The sequence below is a fragment of the Streptomyces cucumeris genome (assembly GCF_024295805.1).
Lineage (GTDB): Bacteria > Actinomycetota > Actinomycetes > Streptomycetales > Streptomycetaceae > Streptomyces > Streptomyces cucumeris.
The window spans coordinates 1-22,174 of record NZ_JANCLX010000033.1; the positions used below are offsets into that span (position 1 = coordinate 1).

Here is a 22,174-nt window from a genome sequence, read left to right on the forward strand (position 1 = left end):
GCCCCTGCTCCCGCGGCGCATCATCCGCCGGAATCTGCCGGGCCGGCGGCTCCAGCACCGCCGTCCCCATATGCCGCACCTGGCCGATCGCCACACCGTGGCTCACACCCACGCCCCGCAACGTTGTTCCCATCTCACCTGTCTCCGGTAGTGCGGCCCCCGCGCCGCGGGGCGGTCCGTCCTGCACCTGCGCGCCGCCGTGGCGACGGCGGTGGTGTCACGTCGTCACGTCCAGAGGAAGAGTCCGTCGCCGGACTTCACCTCGCCGTCGACACGGACACCGGAGAGGGCGTCGGCGGTCGCCTCCACCGCCACGACCGGGGACACCGGGGACTTGCCCACGGCCTCGACCGCGGCGGGGTTCCAGCGCACCACGGCCTGGCCGCGGAGCACGGTGTCACCCTTGCGGACCAGGAGCTCGAACCCCTTGCCGCCCAACTGCACGGTGTCGATGCCGAGATGGGTGAGCACACCGTGGCCCTTGTCATCGACGACCACGAAGGCGTGGTGGTGCAGGGACAGCACCACGCCGTCCAGCGGCGCAACCGCCTCCTGCGGCTCCCGGACCGGATCGATGGCGGTACCCGGACCGACCATCGCGGCCGAGAAGACGGGGTCCGGCACTGCCGCCAAGCCGATGGCGCGCCCGGCAAGCGGTGACGTCACATGGGTCACGATGGCCCTCCTGAACAACGCGGCACGGGTCCGCGGCCAGATACGTGGGGGTGCGGCGGCGGACCGCATGGCCCGCCGCCGCACAGTGGTGTAGACCAGTTGTAGCACGGCGGCGACCCCACGCGGAACCTTGTTCCTCACCTTTCCGTGACCATCTCACCCATCAGACACAGCACTGACCTGCAGTTTCATGGAGTTGCCAGAAATTGGTCCAGTCCTGTGCGGCTTTTGTACAGACACCCCGGGCCGGGCTGGAGCGATGCTCAGACCGGCTGCCTGATGCTCTCGATGATCCGGGCGAAGCCCTCCTTTCCGTGGCCCGCGTCGATCTGGCGCCGGATCAGCTTCTGGACCATGGAGATGACCTCCGTACCCACGCCCTGCTCCTCCGTGGCCCGCACGAGGTCGTCGAGGCTGGAGAACTCCAGGCTCTGCTGTCCTTCGACGGTGTAGTCGCCACCATCGACCACCTCGGCGAACCCCGCGAAGGCACCCGTCATGGCGGTCAGCCACGGCGCCGCCATGGTGGCGAACCGGCCCGCCGACACACCGGCCGGGGCGACCATGGCCGCGCCGTGCAGGAATCCGGCGAACATGACGTACATGCCCGCGAGCAGCGCGAAGTCATAGAGGGAGGCCAGTCCGGCGTCCTCACCGAAATACGTACCGTCGCCCCAGAGTTCGAGCAGCGGCTGGTGCCGCTGGAAGACGGCGGCCGAACCGCTGTAGAGGACCGAGGCACCCGGCTTCCCGATCATTTCCGGTACGGCCATGATGCCGCCGTCCAGATAGGCGATCCCGGCCTCCGCCGCCCAGGTGGCCAACTCCCGCGACTGCTCGGGGGTGGTGGTCGTGACGTTGATCAGAGTGTGTCCGGCCAGCTCGGCGGCGAGCGGATCGAGCACCTCATGGACCGAGGCGTGGTCCAGCAGACAGGCGATCACCAGTCGGCCGGAACGGACCGCCTCCGCCGCCGTGGCGACGGAGGCCGCGCCCCGGGCGACGAGATCGTCCGCCTTCCCGGCGGTCCGGTTCCAGACGGTGGTGGGGTGTCCGGCCCTCAGCAGTGCGTCCGCCAGGACACTGCCCATCGCGCCCAGTCCGAGGACACTCACCGGTGTGCTGGTGTTCGTGGTCATGATGCGGGGCTCCCCCTCGTGTTGCGTGTTGATCGTCCGGCTTCGATCCTGGCCGCCGCCGGTAGGGTTGACCAGTACGGACTTATAAGTCGGGTACTCACCTCCGGGTAAGTGCCCCCGGCCGGATCCGGAGGGGCGGATGGCACCGTCAGCGCGACGCGGTCCCTATTTCTGCGGTATCGACGCGGCGATGGACGTCGTCACGGGCAAGTGGAAATCGCTCATCCTCTGGGAGCTGGACCACCACGGGACGCGCAGGTTCGCCGAGCTCCGGCGCGGACTGCCGGGCGTCAGCGAGAAGATGCTGATCCAGCATCTGCGGGAGATGGAGGAGGACGGTCTCGTCCATCGCGAGGTCTACCGTCAGGTGCCGCCGAAGGTGGAGTACTCCCTGACCGAGCACGGTGTCTCGCTCAACGCCGCGCTCGCTTCCCTGGGGCAGTGGGGCACCGAACGCATACGGCGGATCGGGGCCGAGAAAATCGCCCCCGAGGGCGTCGGGACGGATCGCTGAGCCCATCCGCCGTCATGCGACGGGGAGTTGCCCCCGGAGCGGCGCCTCCTTGGATTCGATCCGTCCGAGCGGATCGGGGCCGGAGGCCAGCGCGTTCCGCGCGGCCTGCCAGGCGGAGTCCCCGGGGTAGAACTCGCTGCGCAGATAGGCCACGGTGAGCCGCGCGACCGCGGCGACCCGCTCGGGGTTCTCGTCCGTGGTCTCGGCGACGTCGTATCCGGAGATCCCGCCGAGCCCGTGCTCCGCGCCGAACAGGGTCAGCAGTGACTTGGAGCCCGGGGAGAGGGTGTACGGATCGGCGTGCCAGTCCGGACCGGCGACCGTCAGAAAGGCGGAGTCGTCCTTGTCGCCCGCGACCACGAGCGCGGGTGTGGTCATCGTGGAGAAGTCCGTGGTCAGGAAGAACGAGTAGTTCTCGACGGTGAACTCGGTGAGGGCGTCACCGCCCCGGCCGGGCGCGGCAAGCAGCACACCCGCCGTGATCCGGGGCTCGGCGAGGTCGACCTCGGTTCCGTCATGCGGATCGGTGAGGCGTGCGCCCAGCAGCAGACTCGCGGTGTGCCCGCCCATCGAGTGCCCGGCCACCGCGACCCGGCTGCGGTCCACACGGCCACGGAGCTGCGGAACGGCGGCCTCGATCGCGTCGAGCTGGTCGAGGACGCGCGTCATGTCCTCGGCCCGGGTACGCCAGTGCGCCACTACCGCGGACCCGCCAGGGTCCGGGTTCAGCGTCCTGGAGTCCAGATGGGTCGGCTGGATCACCACGAAACCGTGTGCCGCCCAGTAGTCGGCGAGCGGGGCGTAGCCGTTCAGCGAGGAGAGGTGGTGGGAGAAGCCGAGACCGTGCGAGAGGAGGATGACCGGAAGCTCGCTGCCGGTCATCGGGGCGGAGACGCGCACCTGCAGGTCCACGGCACGGCCGGGGGTCGACAGCACCACCGGGCCGACCGAGAGGACGGGCGTGGGCGCACCGGGGGTCTCGGTCGCGGAAGAGGGATTGCTCATGAGGAGTGTGCCTTTCGATGGCGCCTGCCGTCGGTCGCGTACGGCCGGCGGCGGGTAAGGCGGAGGGCCCGCCTTCAGCTACCCTGAAAGCGGATCGTTGTTCCACTTACGATACGGAACACTGATCCGTTTCGTCAACGACGACCGGAAGGAGTGCGTGGTGCCCACGTCAGGCCAGCCCAAAGGGGCGTCCGCCCGCAGCAAGCGGGCGGACGCGATGCGCAACCAGCAGACGCTGCTGGATGCCGCCGCGGAGGTGTTCGTGTCCTCGGGGGTCGATGCGCCGATCCGGGAGATCGCGGCCCGGGCCGGCGTCGGACTGGGAACCCTCTACCGCCACTTCCCGACCCGGGCGGACCTCGTCACCGCCGTCTACCGCCACCAGATCGAGGCATGCGCCGAGGCGGGCCCGGCCCTCCTGGCCGACACCACCTCTCCATTCGAGGCGCTGCGCCAGTGGATCGACCTCTTCGTCGACTTCCTGGTCACCAAGCACGGACTCGCGGACGCCCTGCAGTCCGACAGCGACCGCTTCGCCGCACTGCACACCCACTTCCTCGACCGACTGATGCCCGTCTGCGGGGAGTTGCTCGACGCCGCCGCCGACGCGGGCGAGATCAGGACCGGCATCCAGCCCTACGAACTGATGCGCGGCATCGGCAACCTCTGCATCGGACGGGACACCGACCCTCGCTATGACCCCCGTCGGCTGATCGGACTGCTCCTCCAGGGGCTGCGATCACAGCACTCACCCGGCGGCGACGACGCATGATGCCCGGCGCACGCGCCTACGCCGCTGAACTGCTGGGTCACCATCAGGTTCCTCAGTCACCAAAAAGTGCGTTCTTCCAGGTCAGCGGCGACTCTCCTACGGTTTCCCAGTAACCACGAGAGAGCACGAGTGGCCGGGGGCGCGCCCCCGGCTCTCATGACGAGGAGGACCGCACCATGGCCATCACCCTGCTGAACCCCGAGGGGCTGCCGAAGATCGATGCCTACCGTCAGGTGGCGGTCGCGACCGGGTCCCGGCTGGTCTTCATCGCCGGGCAGGTGGCCTGGGACACCGATGGCGTCACGGTCGGCGAAGGCGACCTGGCCGCCCAGGTCGAGCAGTGCTACCTCAACGTGGCCACCGCCCTGGCCGGGGCCGGGGCTTCCTTCGAGAACGTGGCGAAACTGACCCTCTACGTCGTCGACTGGACTCCCAGCAAGATGCCCCTGCTACTGGAGGGGATCACCCGGGCGGCCGGAAAGCTGGGCGTCACACCGGTGCCGCCGGGCACGCTGCTGGGAGTCGCCACGCTGGACGTACCCGAACACCTGGTGGAGGTCGAGGCCACCGCGGTCATCGACTGAACTCCCGCCCACCGGGCGGGACGTTCGCCGGGCGGGACGTCACCGAAATCACGTTGCCGCCGCCGGCGGACGCATACGATCCTCCTGGCATGGACCTCCCACAGCAGGTGATCGAGCTGGACGGCCTCACGCTGCGCCGCTTCAACGGCGAGGCGGACCTCCCGGAGCTCTTCCGGGTCATCGAGGAGTCGCTGGAGCACCTCCGGCCCTGGACCCGCTGGCTCCCCGAGCACAGCCTGACCAGGACCGGCACCTTCCTGTCCAGCCGCGCGGAGCGCTGGGAGAGCGGGGAGGCGTTCTCCTACGCGATCGTGCTCAACGGGGCGATCGTCGGCGCCTGCACGCTGTTCCGGCACGATGACACCCCGGACCGCAGCTACGAGATCGGGTACTGGCTGCACCCCGCCGCCACCGGGCGCGGCGTGGCCACCCGGGCCACCCGCGCCCTGGTGGAACAGGTCTTCCGCCTTCCCGACGTCGACTTCGTCGAGATCGTCCACGATCAGGCCAACCACGCGAGCGGCGCCATCCCGGCCCGCCTCGGCTTCGTCGAACAGCTCCGCCGTCCGTCCGAGCGGCTCGCTCCGGCCGAGACCGGCGAGGACCGGGTCTGGCGGATGACGCGCGACCGGGCCGAGTCGCTCACCGCCTCCGATACCCGGTGACGGGCCGGACGGGACGACGGAGCGGGGCGGTCCGACGGTGATCACCTATCTCCCCGAGTTCGAGCAGGTCTTCCTTCACACCTGGCGGGACGACCCGAAGGAGGAGACACCGTCGCTCCTGTCGGTGGTGTACGAACCGACGGCCACCGGACGGCGGTGGCTGCTGTGGGCCGGGCCGCCGTCCTTCCGGGAGTTCGTCCCGTTCGACGACGCCGACCACGTACGGGAATTCGCCCGCGCCGTACTGGACCTCCCGGCCACGGCCGTACCGTACGAACGGGACGTGGACCTCGCCGAGGAGGAGCCGGAGGACGGGGCGGATCCCGCCGGTCTGTGCGCGGCCACTGTGACCGTCGGCCGTGACACGTCCGCTGACCACCGCCCCTACCTCGCCTACTGGTCGTACTACGTACTGCCCGGCAGTCCGGAACAGTACGACCCGGGGCCGTCGGTCTTCTGCCGTGATCCCGACGTCGGCCGTCTGCACTCCGAGGCCAGGGCGCTGCTCACCGCGCTCGACGGCGGTTGAGGTGATCGGCGGTCGCGCTCGGGGGTGAGGCGCGACCGCCCGGCCACGTCCCGGTCCTAGTCCTTGCGGCCCGTCACCGCCACGCCGAGGCCGAGGCCGATCATGGAGAGTCCTCCGGCACCGCCCACCATCGAGAGCCGGCGCGGGGAGCGAGCGAACCAGTCCCGTGTGGTGCCGGCCACCAGCCCCCAGACGCTGTCGCAGATCAGCGCGATGAGGTTGAACACCAGCCCGAGCAGCAGCATCTGCGCGGCCACGTTCCCTTCGTCCCGTTCGACGAACTGCGGAAGGACGGCGGCGAAGAAGACGATGGTCTTGGGGTTGGTGACACCGACGGCGAACCCTTCCCAGAAGGCGCGCCGCGCCCCCTGCTGATCACCCTCGGAGGACTGGAACGCCGTCAGCATCGACTTGCGCCGGCGCACCGCCTTGACCCCGAGATAGATCAGATAGGCGGCACCGACCAGCTTGAGCGTGGTGAAGACGAGGACCGACTGCTCGACGATGGTGCCGACACCCAGCGCCACGGCTATCACCAGCACATACGCCCCCACCGTGTTACCGGCGACGGTGGTGAGGGCGGCGCGGCGGCCCTGGGCCAGTGCCCGTCCGATCACAAAGAGGACGCTGGGCCCGGGAACGATGATGAGCAGAAACGAAGCGGCCGCAAAAAGGGCCAATCGATCGGGAGAGACCATGCGGCGATGCTAATGAGGGAGCCGCCCGCTCCCAACCGAATATTCACCGGGCGCGGAAAAACCCGGGATCCCCTTACCGGCCCGCTCCCGTCCGGCCGGGCCCGGACCCCGGCCGGACGGGAGCGACAGACCGCGTGGCTAGTCCGCCACCTTGGCACAGGCGGGATGGCCCCAGCCGTCGGAGTTCTTCATGATCGTCTCGCCCTTGCCATAGGACGCGCCGCAGCGGCACCGGCCGGGGAACTTCGCCGTGATGGACGCCTTGGCGCGGGCACCGCTCCCCCGCTGCGCCGCCGCCTTGCGCGGACGCGCCGCGCGCGCCGTCGGGGCCTCGGGCGGCGGCAGTGCGGACCCGAGGGAGGTACCCGCCGGCTCCTGGGTGCGGGCGGTGTGGCTGGCCGCCTGGTCCGCGGCCGCGTTGAACGGGTCGCCGTCGACCTGGTGCGCGGCCACGTGGACGAACTCCACCGACCGGCCGTCCAGCAGTTCGTCGATACGCACCACGAGCTCGCGGTTGGCCACCGGCGAACCCGAGGCGGTCTTCCACCCCTTCCGCCGCCAGCCGGGCAGCCAGGTGGTGACCGCCTTCATCGCGTACTGGGAGTCCATCCGCACCTGGAGGGGCTGGTCCGCGTCGGTGGTCTCCAACAGCTTGAGCAACGCGGTCAGTTCGGCCACGTTGTTGGTGGCGGTTCCGAGGGGTCCCGCCTCCCAGCGCGCCACCGAGCCATCACTGTCCGCGATGACCCATGCCCAGGCCGCGGGCCCGGGGTTCCCCTTCGATGCCCCGTCACACGCGGCGATGATCTGTTCAGCCATACGCCGATACTGCCAGTACCCGGCCCGGGGCGGTGGCGCCTCCCCCGTCGGCGCCGTGTCCCCGGCCTAATATTTCCCCCGTGATGAATAACGGGCCCCGCCGGGGGCGGCGGACCGGGAGCCCGGACACCCGGACACAGATCCTGGAAGTGGCCCGGCGACGGTTCTTCTCCGAGGGGTACCAGAACGTGACCCTTCGTTCGATCGCCGCCGAAGCCGCCGTGGACGCTGCCTTGATCAGTTACTTCTTCGGTTCGAAGAAGGGGCTCTTCGGAGCGGTCCTCTCGCTGTCCGCCAATCCGGCCGACTTCTTCGCCCAGGCCCTCGAGGGGGACCTCACCACCCTCCCCCAGCGGGTGCTGCGCTCCGTGGACCTCGTCTGGGCGGACCCCGAGGCCGGTTCCCGGCTGCGTGCCATCGTGAGCGGCGCCGCGGACGACGTGGCCATGGCCGCCCTGGTGAAGGAGGCGCTGGAACGCGAGATGGTCGACCGGCTCGCCGCCCGGCTGGGCGGGCGCGACGCACACCGGCGCGCGGGGGCCTTCTGCGCCCAGGTGACCGGTCTGGTCATGACGCGGTTCGTGTTCCGGGTGGAGCCGGTCGCCTCGATGCGCCCGGACGCGCTGGTCCGGCTGTTCACCCCGCCGCTGCGGGCCGTGCTGCTGGAGCCCGGCCGACGGCGGCCGGGAGGCGACCCGTCCGCCCCGGGCCGGAAGCGCTCCTGATCCCCCGGATCCGGATCAGTCCAGGAGGGCGCGCACGGCCGGTGCGTAGAGCTCGACGATCTCGTCGGGGGTGAGGGCCACGGCCGACGGTACGCGGAGCACATAGCGGGCCGTGGCGAGACCGATGAACTGGGCGCAGAGCAGCCCGAGCCTGCGCGCATCGGTCAGGGCGGTCAGGGCCGGGGTGAGCTGGGTGGCCACGATCTCACGGGCGCGGGCGGCGGCGTGTTCGTTGGTGACGGCCGAGCGGAAGACGACGAGCAGGACGTCGTACCGGTCCGCGCCCTCCCACAGCTCCAGGAAGTGGCGGAGGAGCACACGCGGTACGTCCTCGCGGGGGACGCCGTCGAGGGAGGGCGGCCGTGTGTCGACAGCCGCGGCCGCGTCGAACAGCTGCTCCTTGCTGCCGAAGTGGCGCATCACCAGGGCGGCGTCGATGGTGGCCTCCGCGGCGACCGACCGGATGGTGGTGCGCTCGTAGCCGCGTGCGGCGAACTGCCCACGGGCGGCTTCGAGGATCGCGGCACGGGTGGCGTGGGACCGCGAGGGAGTGCCGGTGCCGGTGCGGGGTCCGGCCTCGGTACCCCTGCCATCGCTCATGACCACCCACTGTAAGTCTCCGGCCGTCGACGGCCAACCCGCCGCCGGGCGGCCGGAGTCGGAGCGGCTGGGCCGGTGGGGCCGCGCCCGGGGGCCACCGGATGGACTCCGGCCCCCGGGCGCGTGCCGTGCGGGGCGGGCGGTGTGCGTCCCGCCCGCCGCACACCGTTCACCGGTGTGTGCGGCTCCCCGCGGACGGTATGGAGCGCACCGCGCCGGTGGCTTCCGCACCGGGATCCTCCGTGCCGGTGTCCGGTGTGCCGGTGTCCTGCGCGGCGTGGTGGGGACGTCCCAGCAGGACGAACACCACGACGGCGCCCACGAGCGCCACTCCGGCGCCGCCCAGCAGGGCGCCGTGCAGACCGTCAATGAACGCGGAGCGGGCGGGGTCGACCACGGGTCCGCCGATGGCGGTGGCCGCCGCGAACGAGGAACGGGCCGCCTCGGCCATGTGCTCGGGGATCCCGGGCAGTTCGAGGTTCTCGCGGTAGCCGGTGCTCAGCACACTGCCCAGTACGGCGATGCCCAGAGCCCCGCCGAGCTCGCGGGACAGGTCGTTCATGGCGGAACCCACGTTCTGCAACGCCTTCGGCAGCGCGTCCGTGATGGCCGTGGTGGCCGGGGTCGTGGCGATGCCCATACCGATGCCGAGCGGGACCAGACCGGCCGCCACGAACGCGTACGGACTGTCCTCCGTGAGCTGGGCGAGTGTCGCCAGACCCACCGCGACCAGGACCAGACCGGTCACCCACGGGCCGCGTATGCCGAGCCGGGCGGTCAGCCGCGGGGCGAGCCGGGCGCTGGGCACCATGACGACGGCCATGGGCAGCAGACTGAGCGCGGCGATCAGCGCGCTGTCCTCCCGGATCATCTGGAGGTACTGCATCATCACGAAGATGTAGCCGAAGAACCCGAAGAACTGGAGCATGATCGAAAGCGAGGCCGCGGCGAAGCGGGGGTTACGGAACAGCCGGGGGTCGAGCAGGGGGTCGCGCCGCCGCAGCGACCAGCCGGCGAATCCGGCCACCAGGACCAGTCCCGCGGCGATCCCGCCGAGTGTCCGCGCGGCGCTCCAGCCGTGCACGGGTGCCTCAATGACGGAGTACACCAGAACGGCGAGGCCCGCCACCACCAGCACCGCGCCGGTGACGTCGACCTTCGGAGGGTTGTCGTCCGCGGACTCCGGTACATACAGCAGGGTGCCCACCAGTGCCACCGCCGCCACGACGACGTTGAACACGAAGATGGCCTCCCACGACCAGAACTCCAGCAGGATGCCGGAGACGAGGACGCCGATCACGGCGCTGCCGCCCGCCACCGCAGCCCACACCCCGACACCGCGGGCCCGTTGTTCCCTCGGGAAGGTGCCGGTGATGGTCGACAGCGTGGCGGGCATGACCAGTGCCGCCCCGACGCCGAGGACCGCTCGGCAGCCGATCAGCACATCGGGATCGCTGGTGAACGGCGCGCACGCGGAGGCCGCGCCGAACACGGTCAGGCCGACCAGCAGGGCGCGGCGGCGGCCGAAGCGGTCACCCAGGGTGCCCGCGGGGAGCAGCAGTGAGGCGAAGACCAGACTGTAGGCGTCGATGATCCAGGACAGTTGCGTCTGGCTGGCGTGGGTGTCCCGCGCGATGAGCGGCAACCCCACGTTGAGCGAGGACATGGCGGCGACCACGGCCCCCAGTGCCAGACAGGTGACGACGAGGACGAGGCCGTGGCGTACGGGTGGCCGGGCGGAGCTCCGGGCCTCGGGAGGGTGCGTGGCGGGCATCGGTGATCGGTCTCCAGGAGAGTTCGGCAACGTGACCGAGACTCGCCATCCGACCCATGTCATTTCAACGCTGATGAATTAATTCCGGGGGCGCCGTCAGGCCGGAGCGCGGCCCCGGCCGCGACCGCACCGCGGATATCCAGGGCCCTTGGCGCGCACTGATGAATTAGGGTCCCCGCCGGTATCAAGGTTCCCGCTCCGCGACTGCCCCGCGCAATCGCCCACGGGCGCTCAGCTCTGGAGGGTGTCGGCCGCGGGCGCCGCGGGCGCCGCGGCCGGGGCGGCCACCGGCGGTGTCATCGGCCTCGACCGCTCCGCCCACCGCACCGCCGGTCCCATCGCGTACGAGGCGGTGACGAACAGCCCGCCCAGCACCAGCCATCCCGGTACCCCCCAGGTGACCAGCAGCGCCGTGAGCAGCAGGGGCCCGGCCGTACGGGCCACGATGAGCCCCGTTCCGAAGAAGCCCTGGTACTCACCCACCCGGCCGTCCGGCGCGAGACCGAAGGCGATATGCCACGATCCGGCCGAGTGCAGCATCTCGCCCACCACATGCAGCACCGCGCCCGCGAGCAGCGTCAGGACCGCCACCCACACCGGCACGGCGGCCGCCGAGACCGCGCACACCGCGCAGGACACCAGCAGGATCCAGCCCGAGCGCCGGACGGCGTGCATCGCGGTGCCCGTCGAGGTGACCCCTCGTGCGGCACGTACCTGGAACGCGGCCACCGCCAGGGTGTTGAGCAGGAACAGCGCGGACACCAGCCACTCCGGCGCCCGGGTGTGCTCACTGATCCACAGCGGTATCCCGAGGCTGAGCAGTGGCATCCGCAGCAGCAACACCGCGTTGAGCAGGGTGATCAGGGTGAACGGACGGTCCCGCAGCACCGCGAGCGCCGGTCCCCGGGCACCGTTCACCGGGGCGACGACGGGCAGCCGCCACAGCACCAGAGCGCATCCCAGGAAGCTCACCGCGTCCATCGTGAACACGGCGAGGAAGCTCCCCTGGGTCCCGGAATAGAGCGCGTATCCACCGAGTCCGGCGCCCACCGCGAGCCCGGCGTTGAGGGTGGACTGCAGATGCGCCAGCACACTGGTCCGTTCGCCGGGTGCCACCAGTCCGGCGAGCAGGGCCTGCCGGGCCGCCGCGAGCCCGGACTGTGCCACGGCGTAGCAGCACGCCGCCACCAGGAACGGCCAGAAGGACCGGATGAACAGGAACGAGGCCACGGACGCGCTGGTGGCCAGCGCGAGCAGCACCGCGGTACCGCGCGGCCCCCGCCGGTCGGCGAGCGTCCCCAGCCAGACGCCCACCACCGCGCCGACCGCCCAGGCCACGGTGAGCCCGAGGCCGACCCGTACCGCGTCGAGACCGACGACGGTGGTGAAGTAGAGCGCGGAGGTGGTGTAGAACGCCCCGTCGCCCAGGGAGTTGATGAGCTGGGCGAGGGCGAGGGTCCGGGGCGGACCGGCGGGCGGCAGGATGCGGTGTCTGATCACGCTACGACCCTAGAGAGCCGATGGCCCGTCTCCCAGGGCCATTTCAGCAGTGATCACATGGTCCACTTGCCCCGATTCCTCCTCCGGCCGCCGCCCTGGCGGTCGTAACCCGGCCGACCGAAGCCACAGGGCACACGGCCACGTTGGAGTACGGCCTCTCTCTTGACCCCGGCGGAGGCCACCTCCATAGTTACCCACTGGTAAGGCAGAGGTGCGGCGCCGTGGGGGCGCGGACCGGCACCGCGGAAACCCAGAGAACGGGAAGGTGGACGGTGACGGACGACGCCCGAGCCGCGCTCGATCAGCTCCGCGACACGAGCCACTTCGAGTGGTACGTGATACCGCTCCTGTTGGTAGTGCTCTACGTGTACGCGGTCGAGGTGGAACGCAAGAACTGGAACGTGTTGTTCGCCGGTCTCGCCCTGTGGGGCATGGACTGGTTCAACGAGATCTGGAACTCACTGGTCTTCCACTTCACCGACCGCGCCCCCATGTGGGGCGCGCGGGGCGAAACCGCGTATCAGATCCTCATCGGGCTCAATATCGAGATCTGCTTCATGTTCGCCATCATGGGTGTGGTGGCGGCCAAGTTCCTGCCACCGCGCGAGGTGCGCATCCTGGGGATGCCCAACCGTCCCGTGATGGTCGCGGTGAACTCGGCCGCAGCGGTGTGCGTCGAACTCATGCTGCACCACGCGGGTGTGCTGACCTGGGACTGGTCCTGGTGGCAGGCGAGCTTCCCGCTCTTCATCTTCCTCCTCGGCTATATGCCCTTCTTCATCGCCTGCTTCGCCGTCCACGACATGCGCACGGTGCGCGCGAAGGCCATCACGGTCGGCGCCATCCTCGGCCTGGACGCGGTGGCACTGATCGTGTTCGGTGCGCTCGGCTGGCTGTGAGAGGGCACGGCACTCCACCGGCGCACCGCCGGACACCACCGGCCGGCTCCCGCGCACCGGCGCGCGCCCGGCCGGACCACCGGATCGGGGCACCCGATGTTTGCTCTCCGGCCATTCGGTTACGCGGAGACCATGGCCGAATCAAAGAGCACACGCACCACTGACCGGAGCGCCACCGTGAACGCCAAGGCCACCGCCACCAAGGCCAAGGAGACGACCGCCTCCCAGGCCAAGGCGGCGACGGCGAAGGCTGAGGACACCGCGAAGGAGGCGGGGAAGAAAACGGCTCGGACCGCGAGTCGAGCGACACACGCCGCCGCGGAAAAAGCGCAAGCCACCGCGGGAAAGGCGGTCGCCACCGGCCGTACCGTGGCGGTCGAGGCACCCAAGAAGGCTGCGGCCGCGGCGGGTACCGCATGGATGGTGATCAAGGCACGGAAGGTTCTGACCGCCGCCGCCGGTGCCGGGGCAGCCGCCACGGCCGCCACGGTGGTCGTCCTCCGCAAGAGGGCCGCGCGGCGCCGTCGCCCTCTGGCACGGCTGACCGGTGGGCGACTGGGCACCTGAAGTCAGCCACCATCAGGCGGTTCCCTTCCGTGATCCGCCGCCGTACGCCCCGGCCGCGCCGCTGCGGACCCACCGGCGTCGTACACGGGCGAGGATCACAGCAGCTCGGCGAGGTGTCCGAAGACATCGTGCGCAGACCCCCCGCGCACAGGTCATCGGGCACCTCGTCGGTATGTCGGAACCCGTGCCGTGCGACATCTTCATTCACGCGTAGCGGTCGAAGAGGGCCTGGAGGTAGTCTTCGAGCCGACCGGTCAGCACGGTGGGCGTCAGATCCGCCCGGCCCAGCTCACGCCAAGGGACAGCCACCTTCTCCGCGTCCGGGGCGAACGCCAGTGCGTCCAGGAGCCGCCAGTACAGATGGGCCGGGCCCTCCCCGGTCAGGGTTCCGCCCGCCGCCACATAGCGGTCGGCGAAATCCATGCCCGCTGGAACACCGTGCAGCAGGGCCAACGCGGTGGAGCAGTGCGCCACATCGAGATCGGCGGGCCCCCATGAGGTCTCCACCCAGTCCACGACACCACTGATCCGTATCTCCTCGCCCTCACCGGCGAAGAGCACATTGCCCGGGTGGAAGTCCCTGTGCAGGAAACGGGGTTCGAACGGCGGCGGGTCCTGCCCGATGATGTCCACGGCCCGCCGCCACAGCCCGGGACGGCCCGAATCACCAGGGGGTGTCACCCGCTCGGGCGCGGTCCAGGCCTGATAGTCCCGTGGCCGGGTCTCCCCCGTCACCCGTACCCCGTGGATACGGACCAGTTGACCGGCCAGCAGCGCGGCCCGCAGGCCGGCTCCGTCATCGGTCAGGCGAACGGTCCCGGGCAGCAGGGACATCAGCAGGGACGGGTGGTCACAGTGTTCCGCCGGGGCGTCCACGTCCACCACAGTGGCCGCGAGTATGTCCGTGGTGGCGAGCAGATCCAGCACTCCCGCTTCGCGGGTGAGCAGACCCTCGGCATGCCGCAGGTAGAACGGTTTCACGAAGGAGCGGAGGACCAGTGAACGACTGCCGCACGGACCGGAGATGTCCAGCCGGCGCATCTGTGAGGTCCAGCCGCCGCGCAACCGGGTGACCGCCTCGATCCGGTCCCCCGCGGGCAGCCGCTTCTCCACCCAGGAGCGTGTCGCGCTCCAGTCCTCCTCGCCACTGATCATGGCCGCCAGGCTAACCGCCACCTCCCGGCCCGTCGACACCGCTCAAGACCACCGCGATCCCGGAAACCCTAGGCTCTTCCCCATGAGTGAACGGAGCCCGGCCACCGGGGATCTGACGACCGATGTCTCCCCGGCGGAGATCTTCGGTGACTCGGACCTACCAGCCTGGCGCAACCGCGCGCTGCTCGTCTTCGACCGCGTCCCGATCCCGGCCGCGGTGTGCCGCACCGACGGCACCGTCCTGCTGGCGAATCCGGCCATGGCGGCCGAATGGCGCACCACTCCGGGACGGCTCCGGGGCCGTGATGTGCTGGAGCTGTTCCACCCCCGTTCCGTGGAGCAGGTCGAGCGCATCGTCGAGGCGGTGCGGCACGGCCATCGCTCCCGGTATCCGGTCCTGGTGCACTGGCCCGGCCCCGACGGACTGCAGCGATATGGGGAGTTGACGGCGGACACGGTGAGCGACACGCCCGAGGCGCCCCTGTGGCTGCTGGTGCTGCTGAGGGTGCTCGGTACCCAGGACACGCCCGAGGAGCCGCCGCGCTCACCCACCGAGAAGGTCACCGACCGGGAGCGCACCGTCCTGGCACTCGCCGCGGGCGGCGCCACCACCGCCCAGATCGCCCGCGCGGTGGGGCTGACCACGGACGGCGTCAGCTATCACCTCACCCAGCTCTCCCGCCGCTGGGGCGTGGCCAACCGTACGGCACTGGTGGCCCGCGCCTATGTGCTGGGCGTTCTGGACGCCGGTGTCTGGCCGCCGAAGGCGCGTGACCTGTGAGGAGGCCGCCCGCACGACCCCTGAGGTCTCCCCCTCGGATACAGCGGCACCCGCCGCGGAGGCAAGAGTCAGGAGACCTGGGTCACTACAGATTCCGGTAGGAGCGGGTCTGCGGACACCCCGCCCGGAACGTCACGCTGAGGGGAACGCCGTACCAACGGCATCCACCCGCACGGCAGTTTCCGGCTCCCGGGGAAAGGCATCTCCATGACCGAGGTCATTCTCCCTCCGCACGACGGGATCCGCTCGGGCCCTCCCGTCGTGGACATCTCCGCCACCGGCATGACCGCCACCCCCACCCTCCAGGCCATGGACCACGCACGGCGTCACGGTCCCGTCTTCGTCCAGCGGTTGCACGGCAAGGACACCCTGTTCGTCAGCGGCCTGGACCTGGTCACCGAACTGGCCGACGAGCAGCGGTTCAGCAAGGCGGTCGGACCGGGTCTGCGCTATGTGCGCGAGTTCACCGGCGACGGGCTGTTCACCGCCTACAACGACGAGGCCAACTGGTCCAAGGCGCATGACATCCTCATGCCCGCCTTCGCGCTGGGCTCGATGCGCACCTACCACCCGGTGATGCTGCGCGTCGCCCGCCGGCTGATCGCGGGCTGGGACCGGCACGCCGCCGCCGGCACCCCCGTGGACGTCCCGGGCGATATGACCCGGATGACGCTGGACACCATCGGACTGGCCGGGTTCGGGTTCGACTTCGGCTCGTTCGACAGCGAGGAGGCGCACCCCTTCGTCGACGCGATGGTGCGCTGTCTGGCCTGGTCGATGGCGGGGCTGAGCCGGAAACCGGGCGTCGACTACAGCGAGCGCGACGAGGCGTTCCGCCAAGACGCCGACTATCTGGCCTCGGTGGTGGACGAGGTGATCGCCGCACGCACCGCGCAGGGCGGCACACCGGACGAGGAGCCCGCCGATCTGCTGGGTCTGATGCTCCGGGCCCCGCACCCGGCCGACGGCACCACCCTGGACGAGGAGAACATCCGCAACCAGATCATCACCTTCCTGATCGCGGGACACGAGACGACCTCGGGCACCCTGGCGTTCGCCCTCCACTTCCTGGCCAAGCACCCGACCGTGCTGGACCTGGTGCGGCGCGAGGTGGACGGGCTGTGGGGCGACACCGCCGACCCCGAGCCGACGTTCGAGGACATCGGCAGGCTGCGCTACACCCGGCAGGTGCTCAACGAGACGCTGCGGCTGTGGCCCACCGCCCCCTCGTTCACCCGTACACCACACCGGGACACCCTGCTGGGCGGCCGCATTCCGCTGCGCGCGGGACAGGACGTCCGGGTGCTCACCACGATGCTGCACCGCGATCCGGTCTGGGGCGACAACCCGGAGCTGTTCGACCCCTCCCGGTTCGCCCCGGAGGCGGAGGCGGCGCGTTCACCGCATGCGTTCAAACCGTTCGGCACCGGCGAACGCGCTTGCATCGGACGGCAGTTCGCCCTCCACGAGGCCACCATGCTGCTCGGCATGCTGGTCCACCGCTACCGGCTGATCGACCACACCGACTACCGGCTCCGCCTCAAGCAGACACTCACCATCAAGCCCGAGGGCCTCACCCTGACCCTCCTTCCGCGCACCGCCGCCGACCGCGCCCGCCAGGACACCGCGCTTCCCACGGCCACCGTCCCCGGCACCACTCCGGCCGAGGACAGCTCGCTGCCCGCGCGGGTGCTGCCGGACACCGGTCTGCTGCTGCTCCACGGCTCCAACTACGGCACCTGCCGCGACCTCACGGAACGGCTCGCCGACACCGCCGGGGAGATCGGCTGCGCCACGGCATGCGCTCCGCTGGACGCCCACACCGGCGAACTGCCCACCGACCGGCCCGTGGTCATCACCGCCGCCTCCTACAACGGGCAGCCCACGGATGACGCCTCCGCCTTCGTCCGGTGGCTGGAGAACGCCGCGCCGGGCGCCGCGGACGGTGTCGCCTACGCCGTCCTCGGGGTCGGCGACCGCAACTGGTCCGCCACCTACCAGCGGATCCCCACCCTGATCGACGAACGGCTCGCGGCCCTCGGCGGCACCCGGCTGCTGCCCCGCGCCGAGGCCGACGCCTCGGGTGACCTGGCCGGATCGGTGAAGGAGTTCACCACGGCGCTGCGCACCGCGCTGCTGGAACACACCGGGGACCCGGCCACCGTCGGCACCCCGCGGGACGAGACGGCCGACGACGGCGGCTACACGGTCACCGAGGTGACCGGCGGTCCACTGGACGCGCTCGCCACCCGCCATGGGATGACGGAGCTCACGGTCACCGAGGCCGAGAGTCTCAGCCACCCCGCGTACCCGCGGGTCAAGCGGCTGGTCCGGCTGGCGCTCCCGGACGGTATGACCTACCGGACCGCGGACCACCTCACGGTGCTCCCGGCCAACGCCCCCGCGCTGGTGGAACGCGCGGCCCGGATCCTGGGCCTCGGGCTGGACACCGTCGTCCAGATCACCGCGCGCCGCCCCCGCCGCGACGGGCTCGCCGTCGACCGGCCGCTGACCGTCCGTGAGCTGCTCACCCGGCACCTCGAGCTCCAGGACCGGCCGACTGCCGAGCAGTTCGCCACCCTGGCCGGGCTCAACCCATGCCCGCCGGAGCGGCAGGAGCTGCTGAGGCTGGCCGAGGACGCGACCGCGCGCGCCGCGGACCACCGCACCGTGCTGGACCTGGTCGAGGACCACCCGGCCCTGCGGGAGGCGCTCACCCTGCCGGTGGCGCTGGAGCTGCTGTCGCCGGTCCGCCCCCGCCACTACTCCATCTCCTCCTCCCCCGCCGTCAGCCCCGGTGTCATCGACCTCATGGTCTCGGTGCTCCGGGCCCCCGCACGCTCCGGACGCGGCACCTTCCACGGCTCCGGATCCGGCCATCTGGCCTCCCTGCGCCCCGGTGACACCGTGCTCGCCCGGGTCCAGCCGTGCCGTGAGGCGTTCCGCATCCGCCCCGACACACGGACCCCCGTCATCATGGTCGCGGCCGGAACCGGGCTGGCCCCGTTCCGCGGTGCCATCGCCGACCGCGGCGCCCTGATGGCCGATGGCGCCGAACTCGCCCCGGCCTTGTGCTACTTCGGCTGTGACGCACCCGACGCCGACTTCCTGCACGCCGATGAGCTGCGCGCCGCGGAGCGGTCCGGTGCCGTATCGCTGCGGCCGGTCTTCAGCGAAGCGCCGGTCGACGGGGCGCGGTTCGTCCAGGACCGCGTGATGGCGGAGGCCGACGAGGTGTGGCGGCTACTGGAGGCAGGGGCGACGGTGTACGTGTGCGGTGACGGCAGCCGTATGGCACCGGGTGTCCGCGACGCCTTCCGGGCCCTGTACACACGGCACACCCCGGGCGCCGGGGAGGACGCGGCACACGACTGGCTGCGGTCGCTGACGGTCCGGGGCCGGTACATCGAGGACGTCTACGCAGGCTGACCCGGCTCCGCCCGCGGCCCGCCCCCGTTGCGGACCGCGGGCGGAGATCCCACTCAGCCGGGGCGGAACAGACCGTGGCGATGGACCAGCACGATGGCCTGGGCGCGGTCGCGGACGCCGAGTTTCATCAGGATCCGGGTGATGTGGGTCTTGACGGTGGCTTCACTGATGCAGAGCCGGCCGGCGATCTCGGCATTGGAGTGGCCCTCGGACACGAGGTGGAGTACGTGCCGCTCCCGGTGGGTGAGCTGGTCGTATCCGGGCGGTGGGGCGGGGTCTGGCAGCGCGTGGGCGGTGTAGCGGTGAATGAGCTTGCGCGTCATCTGCGGGGACAGCACCGCGTCGCCCTGGTGGGCGGATCGGACGGCCTGCTGGATGAGTTCCGCCGGGGAGTCCTTGAGCACGAATCCGTCGGCTCCCGCGTCCAGCGCCTGGTGAAGGTAGCGGTCCAGGCCGAAGGTGGTGACGATGACGATGCGCGGGCCGCCGGGGCGGGTCCGCAGGCGGCGGGTCACATCGATGCCGTCACTGCCGGGCATCTGGATGTCCAGGAGCACCACATCCGGTCCGAGGTGCGCGGTCTGGGCGAGGGTTTCCGGCCCCGAGGCCGCTTCCCCGGCCACGGTGAGGTCGTCGGCAGCCTCGACGATCAGGGAGAGTCCACCGCGTACGAGGGGTTCGTCATCGGCGATGAGGACACGAATGCGGCTCACGGTGTCTTCCTGGGCAGCTCGGTGGTCAGGGTGAAGCCGCCATCGTGCCGGGTGGTGGCCGCCATCGTGCCGCCGAGGGCGGTCACTCGCTCGCGCAACCCGACCAGCCCCGTGCCACTGCCCACCGTGACGGGAGGACGTTCCTGCGGGGAGGGGCCGTTGGAGACGACGACGGTGAGATGGCCGGGGGCGGCCCGCACCGTGAGGTGGACCGCTGCGCCGGGAGCGTGGCGGGTGGCATTGGTCAGCCCCTCCTGCGCCGCCCGGTACGCGGCGGTGGACAGGGTACGGGGGAGGTGGGTGCAGTCGGCCGGACGGTCGAGGGTGATGTCGACACCGCTGTCGGCGGCCCTGCGGACGAGTTCGTCGAGCGCCTCCAGGGTCGGGCCCGGCCGCGGCGGTGCGTCCGCGCTGTCGGAGCCGTCATCCTCCTCGCGCAGGACGTGCAGCATGGCTCGCAGATCGTCCATGGCCTGACGGCCCGCCTCCTCGATCGACGCCAGCGCGGTGGCCGCGGCTTCGGGCCGGTCGCGGGCGACCAGCCGGGTGCCCGTGGCCTGGAGCACCATGAGGGTCACCGCGTGGGCGACGGTGTCGTGCAGATCGCGTGCGACGGCCTGACGCTCCGTGGCGACGGCGGCCCGGATCTGGGCCTCACGGAGATGTTCGGCGCGCGACCGGGCCCGTTCCTCCCGGGCCAGTTGTTCACGACCGAGGGCGGAGCGCCCCAGCAGCCAGGCCGCCCACACCGCGACGTTGACGAACAGCGCGTCGCCCGAGGGGTCGGCGTTGACACCGATGGGACCGGCCCACTCCTCGGCCAGGCATAGCACCAGCAGCCCGACGGCGGTCAACCGGTGGGGCACGTACCGGCCGGCGGTGAACGCCGCCACCAGCACGGCAAGCAGGGGCATCACCAGTTGTGTGGACGGGGTCAGCCATGTGGTCTGCGTCATCGCCGCCACCACCGTCACCGTCACGGCGGAGACGGGAAACCCGCGTCCCGCTGCCAGCGGCGCGGCCATACCGGCCGCGCACACCGCGTTCAGCCACACCGCACCGGTCAGATCGGCGGAGACGGCGCATTCACGCGTGGCGACCAGGACGAACAGCGCCGCCAGCAGCGGCCCCCAGGGCACGCCGCGCGCGGGCGAGAGCGGCAGCGGCTGTCTTTCGTCGGTCACCCCTTCAGTCTAGGAAGCGAACGGGCAGCCGGGACCGGCACGGCGTACGACCAACGTCGCATGGTGTCCATCGCTCCCGCCCACCACCTGCGACGAAGATCGCACCGGAGAACAGGAGGTCGGACGGACGCGCGGACCGGGGGCCGGTTCCTAGCGTCGGGGCGGCGACAACCGCCCGCATCATGAGGAGCCCCCTTGCACCCCGTTCCCCCTCCCGCCACCGCGCCGCCGACCACCGCCGACTCCCGGATCCACGACCTCGACGCCCTGCGCGGCTTCGCCCTGGTGGGCATCCTGGTCGTCAACGCGACCTACTTCGCCTCCGCGTTCCACGGAACCGGCCTGCCGGACCCCGCCTTCACCTCGCCGCTCGACACGATCACCGGCTCGCTGATCACCGTCCTGTTCGAGACCAAGTTCTATCTGCTGTTCTCGTTTCTCTTCGGCTACTCCTTCACCCTGCAACGCCGCTCCGCGCAGCGGCGCGGCACCCGGTTCACCGCCTCCTTCCTCCGCCGTCTCGCCATGCTGTTCGTCATCGGGGCGGCGCACGCCGTCCTGCTGTTCACCGGCGACATCCTCACCACATACGCCCTGCTCGGCCTGGTGCTGCTGTCCCTGGGGCCGCTGCGCCCGCGCACCGCCGTCGTCACCGCCACCACACTGCTCGCCCTGACCGCGACCGGGTATGCCGCGCTGGGTGTCCTCCAGGCCGCGCTGGGGCCGGAGCGGACACTCGACACTGCCGCGGCCACCGCCGATGCCCACGAAATGGCGGCGCTCCTCGCCGGCGACCCCTTCCAGGTCGTCTCGGCCCACCTCAGGGACCTGCCGGACACCGCCGTCCTGTTGGGGTTCTTCCAGGCTCCCGCGGCACTGGCCATGTTCCTGTTCGGGCTGGCCGCCGGCACCCGAACCGTACTCGCCGGACCCTCGCCCCACCGCGCCACCCTGCGTCGCGTCCAGCGCGTCGGGTTCCCCCTGGGACTGACCGGTGCCCTGATCTATGCCTGGGCCGAGGCCGACTGGGCGGGCACCCCCTACGAGGCGTACGCGCTGGCCGTCGATCTGCTCACCGCCCCGGCCCTGACCGCCGCCTATGCCGCCACGCTCCTGCGTCTCCTCCGCACCGGCCACGGGCCACGGCTCCGCGCCGCGCTCGCACCCGCCGGACGCATGGCCTTGAGCAACTACCTCGGCCAGTCGGCGGTCCTGGCGGTTGTCTTCACCGGCTACGGATTCGCCGCCGTCGGGCAGTTGCCTCCCCTGGCCGTCCTCACCCTCTGTCTGTCCCTGTACGCCGTTCAGCTGCGCATATCCGCCCGGTGGGTCCGGACTCACCCCTACGGTCCCCTGGAGTGGCTGCTGCGGGCCGCCACCCATCTCTCGTTTCCTCCGTGGCGTCTGCGTGCGCGCCACTGCTGCCCCACGGAGGGCGTGAAGTGAC

General features: G+C 71.1%; 22 protein-coding genes. 11 read left to right on the forward strand and 11 right to left on the reverse strand.

Translation table 11 applies throughout. The annotated features are described in order from the left end of the window. Positions 1 to 225: 225 nt before the first annotated feature. Both NMK44_RS33315 and NMK44_RS33320 read right to left on the reverse strand, forming a co-directional pair. Entirely contained in the window at positions 226 to 675 is a 450-nt protein-coding gene (locus tag NMK44_RS33315) for a PTS sugar transporter subunit IIA (protein WP_254750163.1), read from the reverse strand. Between the two features lie 263 nt (positions 676 to 938). After that, entirely contained in the window at positions 939 to 1,814 is an 876-nt protein-coding gene (locus NMK44_RS33320; RefSeq protein ID WP_254750165.1) for an NAD(P)-dependent oxidoreductase, read from the reverse strand. Between the two features lie 139 nt (positions 1,815 to 1,953). On the opposite strand from NMK44_RS33320, the gene NMK44_RS33325 reads away from it, so the two are divergent. After that, positions 1,954 to 2,328: a winged helix-turn-helix transcriptional regulator gene (locus NMK44_RS33325; protein WP_254750167.1), complete on the forward strand. Its 375-nt coding sequence runs from the start codon at positions 1,954 to 1,956 to the stop codon at positions 2,326 to 2,328. 12 nt (positions 2,329 to 2,340) lie between these two features. On the opposite strand, the gene NMK44_RS33330 is transcribed toward NMK44_RS33325, so the two are convergent. Further along, a complete protein-coding gene (locus NMK44_RS33330) occupies positions 2,341 to 3,333 on the reverse strand; it encodes an alpha/beta hydrolase family protein (protein ID WP_254750170.1) in 993 nt (330 codons plus the stop codon). A 217-nt stretch (positions 3,334 to 3,550) separates the two neighbouring features. Here NMK44_RS33330 and NMK44_RS33335 point away from each other — a divergent pair, with 217 nt between their 5' ends. From NMK44_RS33335 to NMK44_RS33350, 4 genes are all read left to right on the forward strand, one after another. Beyond that, a complete protein-coding gene (locus tag NMK44_RS33335) occupies positions 3,551 to 4,105 on the forward strand; it encodes a TetR/AcrR family transcriptional regulator (RefSeq protein ID WP_302888928.1) in 555 nt (184 codons plus the stop codon). A 176-nt stretch (positions 4,106 to 4,281) separates the two neighbouring features. After that, positions 4,282 to 4,689 (forward strand): RidA family protein, encoded by a 408-nt coding sequence (locus tag NMK44_RS33340; RefSeq protein ID WP_254750174.1) that lies wholly within the window; start codon positions 4,282 to 4,284, stop codon positions 4,687 to 4,689. An 89-nt stretch (positions 4,690 to 4,778) separates the two neighbouring features. After that, positions 4,779 to 5,354 (forward strand): GNAT family N-acetyltransferase, encoded by a 576-nt coding sequence (locus NMK44_RS33345; protein ID WP_254750176.1) that lies wholly within the window; start codon positions 4,779 to 4,781, stop codon positions 5,352 to 5,354. Positions 5,355 to 5,391: 37 nt separating this feature from the next. Beyond that, complete coding sequence (locus NMK44_RS33350; protein ID WP_254750178.1) at positions 5,392 to 5,883, forward strand: hypothetical protein; 492 nt, start codon at positions 5,392 to 5,394, stop codon at positions 5,881 to 5,883. 56 nt (positions 5,884 to 5,939) lie between these two features. On the opposite strand, the gene NMK44_RS33355 is transcribed toward NMK44_RS33350, so the two are convergent. Both NMK44_RS33355 and NMK44_RS33360 read right to left on the reverse strand, forming a co-directional pair. Then, the gene (locus NMK44_RS33355; protein WP_254750180.1) at positions 5,940 to 6,581 is read right to left on the reverse strand and encodes a LysE family translocator; all 642 of its coding nucleotides are present in this window, start codon (positions 6,579 to 6,581) and stop codon (positions 5,940 to 5,942) included. A gap of 138 nt (positions 6,582 to 6,719) precedes the next feature. Next, positions 6,720 to 7,400: a ribonuclease H family protein gene (locus NMK44_RS33360; protein WP_254750182.1), complete on the reverse strand. Its 681-nt coding sequence runs from the start codon at positions 7,398 to 7,400 to the stop codon at positions 6,720 to 6,722. 83 nt (positions 7,401 to 7,483) lie between these two features. Here NMK44_RS33360 and NMK44_RS33365 point away from each other — a divergent pair, with 83 nt between their 5' ends. After that, the gene (locus NMK44_RS33365) at positions 7,484 to 8,125 is read left to right on the forward strand and encodes a TetR/AcrR family transcriptional regulator (RefSeq protein WP_254750317.1); all 642 of its coding nucleotides are present in this window, start codon (positions 7,484 to 7,486) and stop codon (positions 8,123 to 8,125) included. A 15-nt stretch (positions 8,126 to 8,140) separates the two neighbouring features. Here NMK44_RS33365 and NMK44_RS33370 read toward each other — a convergent pair whose 3' ends face one another. The 3 genes from NMK44_RS33370 to NMK44_RS33380 form a co-directional block, all read right to left on the reverse strand. Then, positions 8,141 to 8,725: a TetR/AcrR family transcriptional regulator gene (locus NMK44_RS33370; protein ID WP_254750184.1), complete on the reverse strand. Its 585-nt coding sequence runs from the start codon at positions 8,723 to 8,725 to the stop codon at positions 8,141 to 8,143. Positions 8,726 to 8,894: 169 nt separating this feature from the next. Next, complete coding sequence (locus NMK44_RS33375) at positions 8,895 to 10,499, reverse strand: MFS transporter (protein WP_254750186.1); 1,605 nt, start codon at positions 10,497 to 10,499, stop codon at positions 8,895 to 8,897. A 231-nt stretch (positions 10,500 to 10,730) separates the two neighbouring features. After that, complete coding sequence (locus NMK44_RS33380) at positions 10,731 to 11,996, reverse strand: MFS transporter (RefSeq protein WP_254750319.1); 1,266 nt, start codon at positions 11,994 to 11,996, stop codon at positions 10,731 to 10,733. A 275-nt stretch (positions 11,997 to 12,271) separates the two neighbouring features. On the opposite strand from NMK44_RS33380, the gene NMK44_RS33385 reads away from it, so the two are divergent. Together NMK44_RS33385 and NMK44_RS33390 are read left to right on the forward strand one after the other, a co-directional pair. Beyond that, complete coding sequence (locus NMK44_RS33385; RefSeq protein ID WP_254750188.1) at positions 12,272 to 12,898, forward strand: AF_1327 family membrane protein; 627 nt, start codon at positions 12,272 to 12,274, stop codon at positions 12,896 to 12,898. Positions 12,899 to 13,030: 132 nt separating this feature from the next. Next, the gene (locus NMK44_RS33390; RefSeq protein ID WP_254750190.1) at positions 13,031 to 13,465 is read left to right on the forward strand and encodes a hypothetical protein; all 435 of its coding nucleotides are present in this window, start codon (positions 13,031 to 13,033) and stop codon (positions 13,463 to 13,465) included. A gap of 204 nt (positions 13,466 to 13,669) precedes the next feature. Here the strand turns inward: NMK44_RS33390 and NMK44_RS33395 are convergent, their stop codons facing one another. Beyond that, entirely contained in the window at positions 13,670 to 14,620 is a 951-nt protein-coding gene (locus NMK44_RS33395; RefSeq protein ID WP_254750192.1) for a phosphotransferase family protein, read from the reverse strand. Positions 14,621 to 14,702: 82 nt separating this feature from the next. Between NMK44_RS33395 and NMK44_RS33400 the strand changes: the two genes are divergently transcribed. Then, a complete protein-coding gene (locus NMK44_RS33400) occupies positions 14,703 to 15,401 on the forward strand; it encodes a LuxR C-terminal-related transcriptional regulator (RefSeq protein WP_254750194.1) in 699 nt (232 codons plus the stop codon). 207 nt (positions 15,402 to 15,608) lie between these two features. Next, positions 15,609 to 18,830 carry a bifunctional cytochrome P450/NADPH--P450 reductase gene (locus NMK44_RS33405; protein ID WP_254750196.1) on the forward strand — a complete coding sequence of 1,074 codons (3,222 nt, stop codon included), beginning with the start codon at positions 15,609 to 15,611 and terminating at the stop codon, positions 18,828 to 18,830. 53 nt (positions 18,831 to 18,883) lie between these two features. On the opposite strand, the gene NMK44_RS33410 is transcribed toward NMK44_RS33405, so the two are convergent. Further along, complete coding sequence (locus NMK44_RS33410) at positions 18,884 to 19,543, reverse strand: response regulator (RefSeq protein ID WP_254750198.1); 660 nt, start codon at positions 19,541 to 19,543, stop codon at positions 18,884 to 18,886. Next, the gene (locus NMK44_RS33415; RefSeq protein WP_254750200.1) at positions 19,540 to 20,727 is read right to left on the reverse strand and encodes a sensor histidine kinase; all 1,188 of its coding nucleotides are present in this window, start codon (positions 20,725 to 20,727) and stop codon (positions 19,540 to 19,542) included. Before NMK44_RS33415 ends, NMK44_RS33410 begins: the two co-directional genes overlap by 4 nt. Before the next feature lie 195 nt (positions 20,728 to 20,922). Between NMK44_RS33415 and NMK44_RS33420 the strand changes: the two genes are divergently transcribed. Further along, positions 20,923 to 22,173, forward strand: coding sequence for a DUF418 domain-containing protein (locus NMK44_RS33420; protein ID WP_254750202.1), 1,251 nt, complete (start codon positions 20,923 to 20,925; stop codon positions 22,171 to 22,173). Position 22,174: the final 1 nt, after the last annotated feature.